Source organism: Modestobacter versicolor (assembly GCF_041028285.1).
In the GTDB taxonomy this organism is placed as follows: Bacteria; Actinomycetota; Actinomycetes; order Mycobacteriales; family Geodermatophilaceae; genus Modestobacter; species Modestobacter versicolor_A.
This window is the reverse complement of record NZ_JABGDB010000002.1, coordinates 114,161-128,133: the sequence shown is the minus strand read 5'-3', so window position 1 is coordinate 128,133 and position 13,973 is coordinate 114,161. Positions and strand designations below refer to the sequence as shown.

Annotated in this window: 20 protein-coding genes; 9 read left to right on the top strand and 11 right to left on the bottom strand. The window is 76.0% G+C overall.

Annotated features, from left to right (window positions below; genetic code table 11):
* Positions 1-29 precede the first annotated feature (29 nt).
* From HL054_RS06855 to HL054_RS06845, 3 genes are read left to right on the top strand one after another with little or no spacing between them, the layout of a single operon-like run.
* The gene (locus HL054_RS06855) at positions 30-1,043 is read left to right on the top strand and encodes a metal ABC transporter substrate-binding protein (RefSeq protein WP_369138114.1); all 1,014 of its coding nucleotides are present in this window, start codon (positions 30-32) and stop codon (positions 1,041-1,043) included.
* The gene (locus tag HL054_RS06850; RefSeq protein WP_369138113.1) at positions 1,034-1,753 is read left to right on the top strand and encodes a metal ABC transporter ATP-binding protein; all 720 of its coding nucleotides are present in this window, start codon (positions 1,034-1,036) and stop codon (positions 1,751-1,753) included. Before HL054_RS06855 ends, HL054_RS06850 begins: the two co-directional genes overlap by 10 nt.
* Positions 1,747-2,634, top strand: a complete 888-nt coding sequence (locus HL054_RS06845) for a metal ABC transporter permease (RefSeq protein WP_369138112.1) — start codon at positions 1,747-1,749, stop codon at positions 2,632-2,634. The genes HL054_RS06850 and HL054_RS06845 overlap by 7 nt, the downstream gene beginning before the upstream one ends.
* 18 nt (positions 2,635-2,652) lie before the next feature.
* On the opposite strand, the gene HL054_RS06840 is transcribed toward HL054_RS06845, so the two are convergent.
* The 6 genes from HL054_RS06840 to rpmB all read right to left on the bottom strand — a co-directional run bounded on the left by HL054_RS06840 (position 2,653) and on the right by rpmB (position 5,604).
* A complete protein-coding gene (locus HL054_RS06840; RefSeq protein ID WP_369138111.1) occupies positions 2,653-3,933 on the bottom strand; it encodes an MFS transporter in 1,281 nt (426 codons plus the stop codon).
* A gap of 424 nt (positions 3,934-4,357) precedes the next feature.
* On the bottom strand, positions 4,358-4,489 hold the full coding sequence (locus HL054_RS06835) for a hypothetical protein (RefSeq protein WP_369138110.1): 132 nt from the start codon (positions 4,487-4,489) through the stop codon (positions 4,358-4,360).
* Between the two features lie 135 nt (positions 4,490-4,624).
* Positions 4,625-4,867: a 30S ribosomal protein S18 gene (rpsR, locus tag HL054_RS06830; RefSeq protein ID WP_369138109.1), complete on the bottom strand. Its 243-nt coding sequence runs from the start codon at positions 4,865-4,867 to the stop codon at positions 4,625-4,627.
* Positions 4,864-5,166: a 30S ribosomal protein S14 gene (rpsN, locus tag HL054_RS06825; protein ID WP_369138108.1), complete on the bottom strand. Its 303-nt coding sequence runs from the start codon at positions 5,164-5,166 to the stop codon at positions 4,864-4,866. Before rpsN ends, rpsR begins: the two co-directional genes overlap by 4 nt.
* Before the next feature lies 1 nt (position 5,167).
* Complete coding sequence (rpmG, locus tag HL054_RS06820) at positions 5,168-5,335, bottom strand: 50S ribosomal protein L33 (RefSeq protein ID WP_369138107.1); 168 nt, start codon at positions 5,333-5,335, stop codon at positions 5,168-5,170.
* Positions 5,335-5,604 carry a 50S ribosomal protein L28 gene (gene rpmB, locus HL054_RS06815; RefSeq protein WP_369138106.1) on the bottom strand — a complete coding sequence of 90 codons (270 nt, stop codon included), beginning with the start codon at positions 5,602-5,604 and terminating at the stop codon, positions 5,335-5,337. The genes rpmG and rpmB overlap by 1 nt, the downstream gene beginning before the upstream one ends.
* An 86-nt stretch (positions 5,605-5,690) precedes the next feature.
* On the opposite strand from rpmB, the gene mrf reads away from it, so the two are divergent.
* From mrf to HL054_RS06790, 5 genes are all read left to right on the top strand, one after another.
* A complete protein-coding gene (mrf, locus tag HL054_RS06810; RefSeq protein WP_369138104.1) occupies positions 5,691-6,971 on the top strand; it encodes a ribosome hibernation factor-recruiting GTPase MRF in 1,281 nt (426 codons plus the stop codon).
* Positions 6,968-7,219, top strand: coding sequence for a type B 50S ribosomal protein L31 (locus HL054_RS06805; RefSeq protein WP_369138103.1), 252 nt, complete (start codon positions 6,968-6,970; stop codon positions 7,217-7,219). The genes mrf and HL054_RS06805 overlap by 4 nt, the downstream gene beginning before the upstream one ends.
* Positions 7,220-7,222: 3 nt before the next feature.
* Positions 7,223-7,384, top strand: coding sequence for a 50S ribosomal protein L32 (rpmF, locus tag HL054_RS06800; protein ID WP_369138102.1), 162 nt, complete (start codon positions 7,223-7,225; stop codon positions 7,382-7,384).
* The gene (locus HL054_RS06795; RefSeq protein WP_369138101.1) at positions 7,381-7,818 is read left to right on the top strand and encodes a hypothetical protein; all 438 of its coding nucleotides are present in this window, start codon (positions 7,381-7,383) and stop codon (positions 7,816-7,818) included. Before rpmF ends, HL054_RS06795 begins: the two co-directional genes overlap by 4 nt.
* Positions 7,819-8,005: 187 nt before the next feature.
* Positions 8,006-8,449: an ATP-binding protein gene (locus HL054_RS06790; RefSeq protein WP_369138100.1), complete on the top strand. Its 444-nt coding sequence runs from the start codon at positions 8,006-8,008 to the stop codon at positions 8,447-8,449.
* Positions 8,450-8,532: 83 nt separating this feature from the next.
* Here HL054_RS06790 and HL054_RS06785 read toward each other — a convergent pair whose 3' ends face one another.
* Both HL054_RS06785 and HL054_RS06780 read right to left on the bottom strand, forming a co-directional pair.
* Positions 8,533-9,498, bottom strand: a complete 966-nt coding sequence (locus HL054_RS06785; protein ID WP_369138099.1) for an NAD(P)H-binding protein — start codon at positions 9,496-9,498, stop codon at positions 8,533-8,535.
* A 66-nt stretch (positions 9,499-9,564) separates the two neighbouring features.
* Positions 9,565-9,891, bottom strand: a complete 327-nt coding sequence (locus HL054_RS06780) for a diguanylate cyclase domain-containing protein (RefSeq protein WP_369138098.1) — start codon at positions 9,889-9,891, stop codon at positions 9,565-9,567.
* Positions 9,892-9,968: 77 nt separating this feature from the next.
* On the opposite strand from HL054_RS06780, the gene HL054_RS06775 reads away from it, so the two are divergent.
* Entirely contained in the window at positions 9,969-10,703 is a 735-nt protein-coding gene (locus HL054_RS06775; protein WP_369138097.1) for a dienelactone hydrolase family protein, read from the top strand.
* Between the two features lie 18 nt (positions 10,704-10,721).
* On the opposite strand, the gene HL054_RS06770 is transcribed toward HL054_RS06775, so the two are convergent.
* From HL054_RS06770 to HL054_RS06760, 3 genes are all read right to left on the bottom strand, one after another.
* Positions 10,722-12,062, bottom strand: a complete 1,341-nt coding sequence (locus HL054_RS06770; RefSeq protein WP_369138095.1) for a PP2C family protein-serine/threonine phosphatase — start codon at positions 12,060-12,062, stop codon at positions 10,722-10,724.
* Positions 12,063-12,351: 289 nt separating this feature from the next.
* The gene (locus tag HL054_RS06765) at positions 12,352-13,179 is read right to left on the bottom strand and encodes an ABC transporter permease (protein WP_369138094.1); all 828 of its coding nucleotides are present in this window, start codon (positions 13,177-13,179) and stop codon (positions 12,352-12,354) included.
* Positions 13,179-13,940, bottom strand: coding sequence for an ABC transporter ATP-binding protein (locus HL054_RS06760; protein WP_369138092.1), 762 nt, complete (start codon positions 13,938-13,940; stop codon positions 13,179-13,181). The genes HL054_RS06765 and HL054_RS06760 overlap by 1 nt, the downstream gene beginning before the upstream one ends.
* Between the last annotated feature and the right edge of the window lie 33 nt (positions 13,941-13,973).

Genomic DNA, 13,973 nt, shown 5'->3' with positions numbered 1-13,973 from the left:
ATCATTGTCAGATCATCGATCCTGCTCGCATGAGCTCGCGCCGACCCCGACCTCCCCGCACCGGACCCACCGCCCCGCTCGCCCTGACCTGCGCCGGGACGGTGGTGCTGGCGATGGCGCTGGCGGGGTGCTCGTCGGCGAGCGGCACCGAGCCGACGGCGGACGGCGGGGACCGCCTCGACGTCGTCGCCTCCTTCTACCCGCTGGAGTGGCTGAGCCAGCAGGTGGCCGGCGACCTGGCGACCGTCCGCTCGCTCACGCCCCCCGGTGCCGAACCGCACGACCACGAGCTCACCCCCGGCGACGTGGCCGCGGTCGCCGAGGCCGACGTCGTCGTCTACCTCGACGCGCTGCAGCCCTCGGTCGACGCCGCGGTGGACGCGCAGGGCGGCGACCGCGCCTTCGACGCCGGGAGCGCGGCAGACCTCGACCTGGTCTACGTGGCCGGCGAGGACCACGACCACGCCGAGGAGGAGGAGCACGCCGAGGAGGAGAGAGCGCACGCCGAGGAGGAGGGCGCGGTCACCGATCCGCACTTCTGGCACGACCCGGTGCGGATGGCCGCGGTGGGCGAGGCGCTGGCCGTGCAGCTGGGCCGGGCCGACGCCGGGAACGCCGACACGTACACCGCCAACGCAGCCGCCCTGCGCACCGAGCTCGAGGCGCTCGACGACGAGTTCCGCACCGGCCTGGCCGACTGCGCCAGTCGCGACGTCGTCACCAGCCACAGCGCGTTCGGCTACCTCGCCGAGGCCTTCGACCTGCACCAGGTGGGGATCAGCGGGCTGGCCCCGGACGAGGAGCCGACGCCGAGCGCGCTCACCGACGCCACCGCCTTCGTGCGCGAGCACGGGGTGTCCACCATCTACTTCGAGACCCTGGTGAGCCCGGCGATCGCGGAGACGGTGGCCCGGGAGACCGGCGCGCAGACCCGCCAGCTGGACCCGATCGAGGGGCTGACCGACGCCTCGCAGGGCGAGGACTACCTCGAGCTCATGCGGTCGAACCTGGCGAGCCTGCAGGCGGGGCAGCAGTGCTCCTGACCTCCCGGCCCGCCGCCCGGTCGACCGCACCGCCGGCCGCCCGGGCCGGTGCGGTCCTGGAGCTGCGCGGCGCCGCCTTCGGCTACCGACGCCGGCCGGTGCTCTCCGGGGTGGACCTGACGGTGCAGCCCGGCGAGGTGCTGGCCGTCCGCGGACCCAACGGCGCCGGCAAGTCGACGCTGGTCCGCGGCCTGCTCGGGTCGTCGGAGGTGCTGGCCGGCGAGGTGCGGCTGTTCGGTGAGCCGCGGGCCCGCTTCCGCGACTGGCAGCGGGTGGGGTACGTCCCGCAGCGCTCGACCGTGGTCGGCAGCGTCCCGGTGACCGTCCGTGAGCTGGTGTCCTCCGGGCGGCTGAGCCGGGTGGGGCCGTGGCGCCGCTTCGGCGAGGCCGACCACTGCGCCGTCGACTGCGCCCTGGAGGGCGTCGGCCTGGCCGGCTTCGACCGCCGCCCGGTCGCCGAGCTCTCCGGCGGCCAGCAGCGGCGCGCGCTGGTCGCCCGCGCCCTGGCCGGCGACCCGGAGCTGCTGGTGCTCGACGAACCGACCGCCGGCGTCGACGCCGGCAACCAACGCGTGCTGGCCGCCACGCTGGCCGGGCTGGCGGCGACCGGGACCACGGTCGTCGTCGTGGTGCACGAGGTCGGCCCGCTGGCCCCGGTGGTCACCCGCACGGTCGCCGTCGGCAGGACGGCCGGCGACGAGGGGTGCTGAGCTACGGCTTCATGCAGCTGGCGCTGGCCGCCGCCGTGCTGGTCGGGCTCACCGCGCCCACGGTCGGCATCTACCTGGTCCAGCGCAGGCTGTCGCTCGTCGGCGACGGGCTGGGGCACGTCGCGCTGCTCGGCGTGGCCGTGGGGCTCGCGACCCGGACCGCACCGGTGCTGACCGCGCTGCTGGCCACGGTGGCCGGCGCGCTGGTGCTCGAGCTGCTGCGCAGCCGCCGGTCGGCCGGCACCGACGTCGCGCTGGCGATCATGTTCTACGGCGGGATCGCCGGCGGCGTCGTCGTCGTCGCCCGGGCCCCGGCCGGCACGCCGGCCAACCTGGACAGCTACCTGTTCGGGGCGCTGACCACCACGACGCGGGCCGACCTGGTGGTCTTCGCCGTCATGGCCCTCGTCGTGCTGGGCGTCACGCTCGGGCTGAGCCGCTCGCTGTTCACCGTCGCCCTCGACGAGGAGTACGCGGCGGCCAGCGGGCTGCCCGTGCTGCGGCTGAACCTGCTGCTGGCGGTGGTCACCGCCGGCACGGTGACGCTGTCGATGCGGGTGCTCGGGCTGCTGCTGATCAGCGGCCTGATGGTGCTGCCCGCCGGCTGCGCCCAGCTCGTCGCCCGCAGCGCCCGCGCCAGCCTGGCCATCGCGGTGCTGGTCGGCGTGACCGTGGCGATCACCGGGACGGTGGTCTCCTTCTACGCCGACACCCCGTCGGGCGCGACGATCGTGCTGGTCACCATCGCCGCCTTCGCCCTGCTGGCCGGCGCACGGAGCCTCGTGCGCGCCTCGCGGCGCTGGCGCGAGCCGGCACGGGGGGCACCGACCGCGCAGGACGTCGACGGCCCGGTGCGGCTGGGCACCAGCGCCCTGGGATGACCCCGGGGGGCCCGGCGGTCACCGGTGAGCGGGGACGGGCACCGGGGCGGCGGAGCGCCGGGTCAGCACCGCCATGCCGACGGCGGACAGCGCGGGCAGGACGGCGAGCACCAGCCACGGCACCGCCGCGCCGGGTGCGGGCTCGGCGGCCCGGTCCAGCAGCACGCCGACGCCGGTGCTGCCGACCAGCACGGCCGCGCCCCCGGCGGAGGCCAGGAAGCCGAAGTGCGCACCCAGCCGCCGCTCCCCGGCCAGCCGCGGCACCAGGTCCTGCGCCACGGGGACGGCGACCATCTGCCCGGCGTAGAGCAGCAGCACCATGCCGACCGCCGGCGCCAGCGCCCACGGCCCGGGTGGCGGCGGCAGCGGAGCGCAGACCGCGACCAGGACGAACGCGGCCGCCATCAGCGAGAAGCCCAGCGGCAGCGCCCGGCGCGGGCCCAGCCGCCGGGCGAGGGTGGTGACCGGCAGCTGGAACAGCAGCACCGAGACGGCGGCCAGGACGAACAGCCAGCCGAGCGCGCCCTGCCCACCGGTGGCCCGGGTGAGCTCCACGGGCAGGGCGAGGTAGAGCTGGTTGTAGCTGAGCAGGTAGGTGCAGTAGCAGGCGGTGAAGGCCAGGAAGGTGCGGTTGCGCAGCACGTGCCCCCAGCCGGCGACCACGCTCTCCCCCACGGCGCCCTCGACGGCGTCCTCGGTGCGCAGGTCGCGCGGGAGCCAGCGCAGGTGCGCCAGCAGCACCAGCCCGAAGACGGCGGCAGACACCCAGCAGGTGACCGCGAACGGCACCCCGAGCAGCACCGCGCCGAGCACCGGCCCGGTCACCGAGCCGAGCTTGCTCGCGATCGCGTCCAGGCCGAAGACCTCCGCCCGGGTGACCACCCCGGCGGCCTCGAGCCGGCGGCCCTGCCCGGCCAGGGCGGACTCCACGGCCGGTGAGAACAAGGCCGCGGCGAAGCCGACCAGCACCGTCCCGGCGAGCACCCCGGGCAGCGAGGTGGTGACCGCCAGGACGGCGAAGCCGGCGATGCGCACGGTCACCCCGACCACCACGACCGGCTTGACCCCGAACCGGTCGGCCAGCCCGCCGCCGAGGAAGAACAGCCCCTGCTGGCTGAAGGTGCGCACGCCCAGCACCAGCCCGACGACGCCGCCGGCCAGGGCGAGGTCCTCGGTCAGGTGGACGGCGAGGAAGGGCACCACCAGGTAGAAGCCGACGTTGAACGCAAGCTGCGACAGCAGCAGCAGCCGCGCCACCGGCGGCAGCCGGCGGAACAGCACGGCCGGTTGCCAGCTCACGGCACCCCCCGCTCGCCGGCCATGCCGACGACGGGGCCGAGGCGGGTGCCCGGGACGGCGGTCACCCGGCGTCGGCCGGGGCTGCGACGGACCACGGGGACCTCCGGACGGGGCTGCCGCACCTGCCGGTGCGGGGGCACGGCGGGTCCCGGGCCGCGGTCCACGCTATTGCAACCCGGTCGCAGCACGGCGACCGGGACGGGACCGCCCCTGCCCGACCGCGGCCCGGTGGGGGGTGCCGGGCGACGACCTGCCGGTGGCCAGGCTGCTGACAACGGTCAGCGGGTCAAGCACCCGACGACGCCGTCCCCGGAGCAGCCCGCCGCCGTCGGCTGAGGCCCCCGGCGGGGGCACCGGCCGGGTACCTGCAGCCCGGTCGGCCGCGCCCGGGCCGGTGCCGGGTCGGGTGCGCCCGGTGAGCCGCTCAGCGCTTGGCTGCCCGGGCGTCGCGGCGGCGCTCGGCGCGGTTGCGCCGGTCGACCTGGCCGACGGCCGGCACGGCGGATCGATCGGTGGGGGCCGGCGTGCAGCCGTTCGGGGTGCAGCAGTCGGACACGGTTCCTCCTCAGGTCGGGCGGCTCCCGTAGGAGCCAGGTCGTCGAGTGACAGGGCGCCGGGCGGCCGCGCTCGGCGAGGCCGGCCCGGACGCGGGTGCCGCTCCCGCGCCGCGGCGGGTCGCCGGCGAACGAGGTCAGCGACCCTGCGCGGGGTACGGGAGCAGGGCCATCTCCCGGGCGTTCTTGACCGCCCGGGTCACCTGCCGGTGCTGGGTCGGGGTGAGCCCGGTGACCCGGCGGGCACGGATCTTGCCCCGGTCGGAGATGAACGTGCGCAGCTGGGTGACGTCCTTCCAGTCGACCGGGCCGTCGAGGCGGCGCTTGGCGCGCGGGCGTTGCGGCCGCTGCGGCCGCTGCGGCCGCTGGGCCGGGGTCACCAGCTGCTCTTCGTGATGCCCGGCAGCTCACCGGCGTGCGCCATCGCCCGGAAACGGACCCGGGAGAGCCCGAACTCGCGCAGGTGCCCCCGCGGCCGGCCGTCGGCGACGTCCCGGTTGCGCAGCCGGGTCGGGCTGGCGTCCCGGGGCAGCCGCTGCAGCGCCGCCTGCGCGGCGGACCGCTCCTGGGGGGTCGCCGCCGTGCGCGCCGCCTCCTTGAGCTCGGCGCGCCGCTGGGCGTGCCGGGCGACCACCTCCCGCCGCTGGCGGTCCTTGGCGATCATGGACTTCTTGGCCATCTCAGCGCTCCTCGCGGAAGTCGAAGTGCCGGCGGACCTTCGGGTCGTACTTGCGCAGCACGAGCCGGTCGGGGTCGTTGCGGCGGTTCTTGCGGGTGACGTACGTGTGGCCCGTGCCGGCGGTGGACGTGAGCTTGATGATCGGGCGGACGTCGTTGCCGCGGGCCATCAGCCGTTCCCCCGCCCGGCGCCCAGCCGACGACGGGCGTCGGGGTCGGTGGCCCGGATCCGGGCGACCACGGCCTCGATGCCCTGCACGTCGATGGTCTTGATGGCCTTGGTCGAGACGGTGAGCCGGACCCACCGGTTCTCGCTGGGCAGGTAGAAGCGCTTGGACTGCAGGTTGGGGTCGAACCGGCGGTTGGTGCGGCGGTGTGAGTGGCTCACGGACTTGCCGAAGGTCGGCTTGCGTCCGGTCACCTCGCAGTAGGTGGCCATGGTAGAGCGGCTCCCGGGGTCGGACGTCGGGTGGACGACGGGAACTCTAGATGGGAACCGTTCCCGTTATCGTCTAGGGTGGTGGCATGGCTCCGACCCGCACCCCGCTCCTGCTCCTCACCGGCGTGCACCGGCCGCTCACCGCCGCCGCCGCCGACTCCCTGCTGACCGCCCGACCGGGCACCGTGGTCGTGCACCACGACGTCCGCGCCCTCGGGCAGGGCGTCGTCGTCCGGACGCTCCGCGAGCACGGTGCCGCTGGGACGGTCGAGCACCGGTCCGCCGTCGAGCTCGCCCACGGCTGCCTGTCGTGCACGCTGCGGCTGGACGTGCTGCCGCTGCTGCGGTCCCTCGCCGGCCGGGACGACGTCACGCGGATCGTGCTGCAGCTGGACCCCGCCCTGGAGCCGGAGCACCTCTGCTGGGCCATCGCCGAGGTCGCGCTGGACGACGAGCCGGACGGCGAGCCGGAGACGGCGGGCGACTCCGTCGAGGTGGAGGCGGTGATCGCCGTCCTGGACGCCGGGAGCTGGCTCGACGACGCCTCGGGCGAGGAGACGATGGCCGACCGCGGGCTCGCCGCCACCCCCGACGACGAGCGCACGCTCGCCCAGGTGGTCGTCGGACAGACGGCCTTCGCCGACGCCGTCCTGCTGGGCGGCGGGCCGGCCGACCCCTGGACCGGCGCCCGGCGGGACGCCGTGCTGGACCGGCTGGTGCCCGCCGTCCCACGGCTGGACCTCGCGTCCTGGCAGCCCGGCCCGGTCCTCGCCGGCCTCGGGCCCGCGGCGCGCCGCGGCCGGGTGTCCTCCCCGCACGACCCGTTGCTGGCCGGGCAGCCGCCGCTGGGCGAGGACGCCGGGGTGTCGCTGGTCCGCTTCGGCGCCGACCGCCCGTTCCACCCCGAGCGGCTGCACGACGCGCTCGACACGCTGCTCGACGGCGTCGTCTGCAGCCGCGGCCGGCTGTGGCTGGCCACCCGGCAGGACCGGGCGCTGTGGCTGGAGTCCGCGGGAGGGGGCCTGCAGATCGGTGACGCCGGCCCGTGGCTGGCGACGCTGCCCGACGACCCCGAGGTGTGGGCCGAGGTCGACCCGCAGCGGTCGGCCGCGGCGGCCCTGCGCTGGGACCCCCTCTACGGCGACCGGGACAACCAGCTCGTGGTGCTGGTCCTCCGCCAGACGCCGATGGCCGTCACCACCGCGCTGTTCGGGGCGCTGATGACCGACGAGGAGCTCGCGGCCGGACCCGCGGCCTGGGCCTCGCTGGACGACCCGTTCGGCGACTGGCACGAAGACCCCTGCGAGGCGTCCAGCCCCGCCGACGACGACCTGCACGTCCCCGACCGAGAGGACCGCACCCGATGAAGGACGGCATCCACCCCGACTACCGCACGGTGGTGTTCCGGGACACCGCCAGCGGTGCCACCTACCGCACCCGCTCCACGGTGCGCACCGACCAGACGATCGAGCTGGACGGGCAGACGCTGCCGGTGGTCAACGTGGAGATCAGCGCGGCCAGCCACCCGTTCTGGACCGGCAACCAGCGCGTGCTGGACACCGCCGGCCGGGTCGAGCGGTTCAACCAGCGCTACGGCGCCCGGAAGCGGGGCTGACCGGTGGCCGTACCGAAGCGGAGGACGTCCCGGTCGAACACCCGCTCCCGTCGTTCCCAGTGGAAGGCGGCACCGGTCCCACTGGTGCCGGTGACCGTGGACGGCGTCGTCCGGCTGGTGCCGCAGAAGCTGCGCCGGGCCGCCGAGCGGGGACTGCTGCCGTGAGCCGCCGGGACGGCGCACCCGAGGCGGGCGGTCCGCTGGTCGCGCTCTGCGTCGGCCACCGGTGCGCCGCGCTGCGCCGGCTGGCCGGGGCCGGGGACGGCGTGGAGCAGGTGGCCGCCGCGGTCCGCCGGACGTCGGGGGCCGTGCTGGTGACCGCCGGGTGCCTCGGCGGGTGCGACCGGGCGGCCCTGGCCGGGCTCGCCCGCCGGTCGCCGGGGATCGGCGCCCCCGGCCCGGTGCTCTGGCTGTCGGAGATGCAGACGGCCGAGCGCACCGGCGCCCTCGTGCAGTGGGTGGAGGCGGGTGCCCCGGCTGCCGCGGACGACGGCACCGGTCAGCCGGCGGTGGCCGAGCTGCCCGCCTGCCTGCGGACCGCCGTCACCGGGGTCGGCCCCCCGGTCCGCACCACCCGGGCTCAGCCGAGCGAGCGGTAGAGGTCGCCGCGGGCTCCGGCGCCGACGACGTGGTGCGGGTGGCCGGCTTCCGCCGCTCACCGGCCGGGTCGCGTGGCGCGGGGAGCCGGGCCGGGAGAGAGTGGGTCGCCCGTCCCGTTCCCGGCGCGCCCCGCGCAGCCGTGCGGTGGACGCCGGGTGACGACGTCCGACTCACACGGCGGGAGCCATGAGCACTGCACCGACCGGGTGGGCCCGGCAGCCACCGCCCGACTCCAGCCACGCGACGTCGGCGTGGACCTGGGTGCTCACCCGGCCCGGCGACCTCACCGCCGCCCGCGGCCAGCTCCGCGCCGCGTCGACCGGTGACCAGCTCCCCCGCGCCGCGGACGACGACGTCGAGCGGCTGCTGCTGGCCTTCGAGGAGCTGGCGTCCAACGCCCTGCGCCACGGCCGCGCCCCGGTGCAGGTCCGGGTGGCCGCCTGCAGGGAGGGCTGGCTCGTCGACGCGACCGACGGGGACGTGGACCGCTCCCCCGTGCCGGCCGTCGACCGCGACCCGGCGCTCGGCGGGCTGGGCCTGCACCTCATCGCACGGCTGGCCGCACTGGTCGGCTGGGAGGTCGTCGGCGCGCGCAAGCACGTCTGGGCCTGCGTGGTCCCGGCCGGCTGACCCACCGCCCGGCGGGTGCCCGGACCGGTCGGGTCGGCTCACCCCGAGGGCCCGGGAGCGGACGGGACGACACCGGCGTGGGGTCAGGCCGACCAGTCCGGGTCGGTGCGCACCCGGTGGGCGGGGTCCCCGCTGCTGCCGACGCCGGCGGTCCGGCTCCCCTGGCGCGCCCGGCGCAACGCCTCCCGGGAGGTGACCAGCCCGCCGTGCGGGTCGGGCACCATGCCGCGGATCCGGTCGTCGTGGGTCTCCATGCTGTTGGGCAGGCTCATGACCAGGTCGGCGGCGAGCTCGCGCGGCAGCGGCGTCAGCCACGACGCGATGGTGGCGACCAGCCTGGGCGGGACGGGCGGGACGGGCAGCCACAGCCGGCGCAGCCCGGCCTCGGCGGCGTAGGCCCTGATCAGGTCCGCGTAGGTGGGGCGCTCGCCGTTGGACACCTCGTAGGCGCCGGCGGGGAGCTGGTCGCGGTCGGCCGCGGCGACCAGGTAGTGCAGGACGTCGGTGACCGCGATGGGCGACACCGGGTGCTGCATCCACGTGGGCAGCGGGATCACCGGCACCCGGTCGGCGATGTGGCGCACCAGTTCGTAGGACGTCGACCCCCCACCCAGGACGACGGCCGCCCGCAACCACACCAGCTCGACGCCGGCCTCCCCCAGGGCGTCCCCGACGTCGGCGCGGCTCTCCAGGTGCTCCGAGAGCTCCTCCTGCTGGGGCACGAAGCCGCCGAGGTAGACGATGCGGGAGACCCCGGCCTCCCGGGCGGCGGCGGCGAACTGCCGGGCGCTGTCGAGGTCCTGGGCGGCGAAGTCGCCCTCGCCGATGGAGTGCACGAGGAAGTAGGCGACCTCCACGTCCCCCGCCACGGCGAAGGCCTCCCGGCAGGAACCGGCGTCGGAGACGTCCAACGGCACCTCGGCGACCGCGGCGGGCCAGTCGAAGTCGGTCAGCTTGGTGACGTCGCGCGCGGTGGCGACCACCTGGTGGCCGGCCCGCTCGAGCTGCACGACCAGCCGGGACCCGATGTAGCCGGACGAACCTGTCACCAGACAACGAGTCACCGGTGGGTGATGCTCGCCACCGACCTCCGCAAACCGGTTGAGACCGGTCCCTCACCCGGGAGCCGCGGCCCGCGAGCGGCGCCGGACCCGGCTGCTGCTCTTCGCGCGGTACATGTCCCGGTCCGCGAGGGCCATGACGGCACCGGGGTCGTCGCCGGACCGGCCGACCGCCGTGCCCGTGCTCACCCCGGCCCGGACCGCGCCCCCGGCGACGTCCACGGGTTGCGCCATGAGCACCTGCAGCCTGCCTGCCCGGTCCGCGAGCGCCGTCTCGGAGGCGCCGGGGCAGGGCAGCAGGAACTCGTCGCCACCGAGCCGCGCCACCACGTCGTCCGGTCCGGCCAGCTCCCGCAGCCGCCCGGCGACGGCGACGAGCACGCCCTGGCCCTCCGGCTGTGACCGTCCGACCGGCAGTCTGTCCTCGCTCGGCCCCGTCACCCAGAACTGGAGTTCCTGTGACCCCTCCTGACCGCACCGTCCTGGCCGACCAGGTCGGCGGCTACCTGGCCACGCCCGTGGTCACCTCCGACCGGCCGGGGCCGTGGCCGGGCGTGGTGCTCGTGCACGACGCGCTCGGGCTGGGGGACGACATGCGCGAGCAGGCCGACTGGCTGGCCGCAGCCGGGTACCTCGTCGCGGTGCCCGACCTCTACGGGGGCAGGTCCGCCGTCCGCTGCCTCAAGAGCACGTTCACCCAGCTCAGCCGGCGGCAGGGCCCGGCGTTCGACCGGCTGGACGGGGTGCGAGCAACGCTCGCCCGGCACCCGGACTGCACCGGCCGGGTCGGCGTGATCGGGTACTGCATGGGTGGCGGGTTCGCCCTGCTGCTGGCCGGCCGGCCGGGCTGGTCCGCGGCAAGCGTCAACTACGGCCCGGTCCCGGACGACGTCGAGGACGTCCTCAGCGGTGCCTGCCCCGTGGTGGCCAGCTTCGGCGGCCGCGACAGGGCCTTCCCCGGCGCTGCCCAGCGACTCCGCGCCGCCGCGGCGGCCGCCGGGGTGCCGGCGGACGTGGCGGAGTACCCGGACGCCCGGCACAGCTTCATCAACCGCATCAGCGTGGCCTCACCCCTCACGCCGGTGCTCAAGGTGGCCGGGGTCGGCTACGACCACGACGCGGCCGCCGACGCCAAGCGCCGCATCCTGCGCTTCTTCGACGAGCACCTGCGGGTCGCGGTCACCCCCGGCTGAGGACCGTGCGCCCGGCGGCTACGGCCGGCAGCGCACCGCCAGCAGCGCGACGTCGTCGTCGGCGGGGCCGGGCAGGACGCGCGCCAGCAGGTCGTCGCACAACCGCTCCACCGGGACACCGCCGAGCTCGGCCAGCTCCGCACGGAGCCGGCGGACGCCCTCGTCGATGGTGGCCCGGCGGCCGTCGTGGCGCTGCTCGACCAGCCCGTCGGTGTAGAGCAGCACCGTGTCCCCGGGGCGCAGTCCGGCGACGTGGTCGGTGCGCACCGACGGCTCGCCGGTGCCCAGCAGCCGCTCGGGAGGCGTGTCGAGCACCCGCACCCGCCCGTCGGCGGTGAGCAGCATCAGCGGGAGGTGCCCGGCCGAGGACCAGCGGAGCAGCAGCCCACCGGCCGGTGTCCGGTCGAGGAGGGCGACCACGACGGTGGCCAGGGTGCCGAACCCCGTCATGGTGAGCACCGCGTCGGTGCGGGTGAGGGTGTCCGCAGGGCTCCCGGGCCGGTCGCAGGCCAACGTGCGCACGGTGCTGCGCAGTTGCGACATCGCCGCAGCCGCCTCCACCGAGTGCCCGGCGACGTCGCCGACGACCAGCACGGTGGACCCGTCGGCCTGCGTGAAGGCGTCGTAGAAGTCACCGCCGACGAGCGTGTGCCGCCCGGCGGGCCGGTAGCGGACCGCGATCTCCAGCGTCCGGCTCTGCGGCGGCGGGGTGAGCAGGCTGCGCTGCAGCGTCTCGGCGACCTGGAGCTGGCGGGTGTAGAGCCGGGCGTTGTCCAGCGCCAAGGAACCGCGGCGGGCGATCTCCGCGGCGAGGGCGACCTCGGCGTCGGTCAGCGGCGGCCGGACCCCGCTGTTCATCAGCGACAGAGCCCCGATCACCTGCCCGTGCGCGGCCAGCGGCACGATGACCGCCGAGGTCGGGTCCAGCCGGTCGAACGCCGCCTGCACACGCGGACCGGCGGCGTCGCGCGCCACGGCGACGTTCCCATCGGCCAGCCGCAGCGGCTGCCCGGACTGCAGTGCGGCCACCAGCGCCGACTGGCTGCGCACGCCGGCGGTCCGCCCGCCGAGGTAGGCGTCCAGGTCCGCCAGCCGGTCAGCGTCCCGGTGCGCCCGGCCGGTGAGCTGGTCCGCGCCGTCCTCGGCCAGCACGGTGACCGTCGCCCAGTCGGCCAGCCGCGGCACCACCAGCCGTGCCAGGTGATCGGCCGACTGCCCGGTGTCGAGCGTGCGGATGAGCGTGTCGCTGACGTCGGCCAGCAACGACAACCGCGCCCATGCGTCGTCGTCGCGACCCTGTCCGCCGGTGGTCGGGGCAGCGCCGAGCACCGTCGCCACCTCCTCGCCCCGCGCGACCACCGAGCCGGTCTCCGCCCGCCTCAGTCCGTGCCGCGCAACGTAACCGACCGGTGGACGCCGGAGGTGCACCGGCACGTCGGCGCCGGCTCCAGGAGACCGCCGTGCGCCAGAGGGTCGAGGCTTCGCCCTCGGCCGCCGCCAGGGGACCATCGACGACGTCCCCTGGTCGGATCGACGAGGGGCAGACCGGTCGTCCGGAGCTCGGCCGGTCGTGTCCCCGGCTCTGCGTCCACCGGGTGAGGACTCCGGGCTGCAGCCCTCACCCGGGGACACCGTCCACGACTCGAGCTCAGACCCGGGGTCGCCGGTAGGCGTGGCGTGCCCACAGCCAGCCCAGGACGGCGAGGCCCACGCACCAGCCCACGGCGGTCCACGCGGTGGTCGCGCCGATCGGGGTGCCGGCGAGCAGTCCCCGGACGGTCTCGATGACCGGCGTGAACGGCTGGTGCTCGGCGAACAGCCGCACCGGGGTGGGCATCGTGTCCACCGGGACGAAGCCGCTGCCGAAGAAGGGCAGCAGGATCAACAGCATCGGGGTGTTGGAGGCCGACTCCACCGACCGCGCCGCCGCGCCCATCGCGACCGACAGCCAGGTGAGCGCCAGGCCGAAGAGCACGAAGAACCCGGTCACGGCCAGCAGGCCGAGCGCGTCGACGTCCGGTCGGTACCCCAGGGCGACTGCCACCCCCAGGACGAGGACGGCAGCGAGCACGGTCTGCACGACAGCGGCGACCACGTGACCACCGAGCACCGCCACCGGGGCGACGGGCGTGGTCCGCAGCCGGGTGACGATTCCACCGGTCATGTCCATGGCCACGTTGATGGCGGTGGACTGGGCGACGCTGGTCGCGGTCATCACCAGCACGGCGGGGGTGATGTAGGCCAGGTAGACCTCCCGGCCCTGCGCGCCCGGGGTGACACCCGGGGCCACCCCCGCCCCGAACGCGCCGCCGAAGACGTAGACGAACAGCAGCAGGAGCACCACCGGGGTGGCCACGATGATCGTCGTCAGCGAGGGGTAGCGGACCATCCGCAGCAGGCTGCGGCGGGTCATCGTGGTGAGATCGCGGGTGGCGTGCCGGGCGGCTGGCCGGGGCGCCGCAGCGAGGGCGGCCATCAGGCGACGTCCGCGGTGCCGGTGGGGGCGGTCAGGGCGAGGAAGACGTCGTCCAGGGAGCCTGCAGCGTGCGCGGCCTTGAGGCCGGCCGGGGTGTCGTGGGCGACCAGCCGTCCGCCGTGCAGGACGCCGACGGCGTCGGCCAGCCGGTCGGCCTCCTCGAGGTACTGGGTGGTCAGCAGGACGCTCACCCCGTCGGCGACCAGGGCGCGGACCTGGCCCCACAGCTCGTGCCGGGCGCGGGGGTCCAGGCCGGTGGTGGGCTCGTCGAGGAAGACCACCCGGGGTCCGGCGACGAGGGTCATGGCCAGGTCCAGCTTGCGCGTGGTGCCCCCGGACAGCAGCTGGCCCCGCCGCCGGGCGACCTCGCCGAGCCCGAAGCGCTCGACCAGGTCGGCCACCCGGCGGCGGCCCTCGGCGCGGGGCAGGTGGGACAGGTCGGCCATCAGCCGGAGGTTCTCGGTGACGGTGAGCAGCGGGTCGACGGCCGACAGCTGGCCGGTCACGCCGATCAGACCGCGGACGGCCTGCGGGTCGGTGGCGACGTCGTGGCCGAGCACGCGGGCGGTCCCGCCGTCGGCGGCCAGCAGCGTGGACAGGATGGACACGGTGGTGGTCTTGCCGGCCCCGTTGGGGCCGAGCAGGGCCGTCACGGTGCCCGCAGGGACGGTCAGGTCCAGGCCGTCGAGCACGGACTGGTCGCCGTAGCGCTTGTGCAGGCCGACGACCTCGATGGCCGGCGGGAGGGGTGGGACGGGCACGACTGCTCCTCACGAGCGTTGTCGGGGGGACCC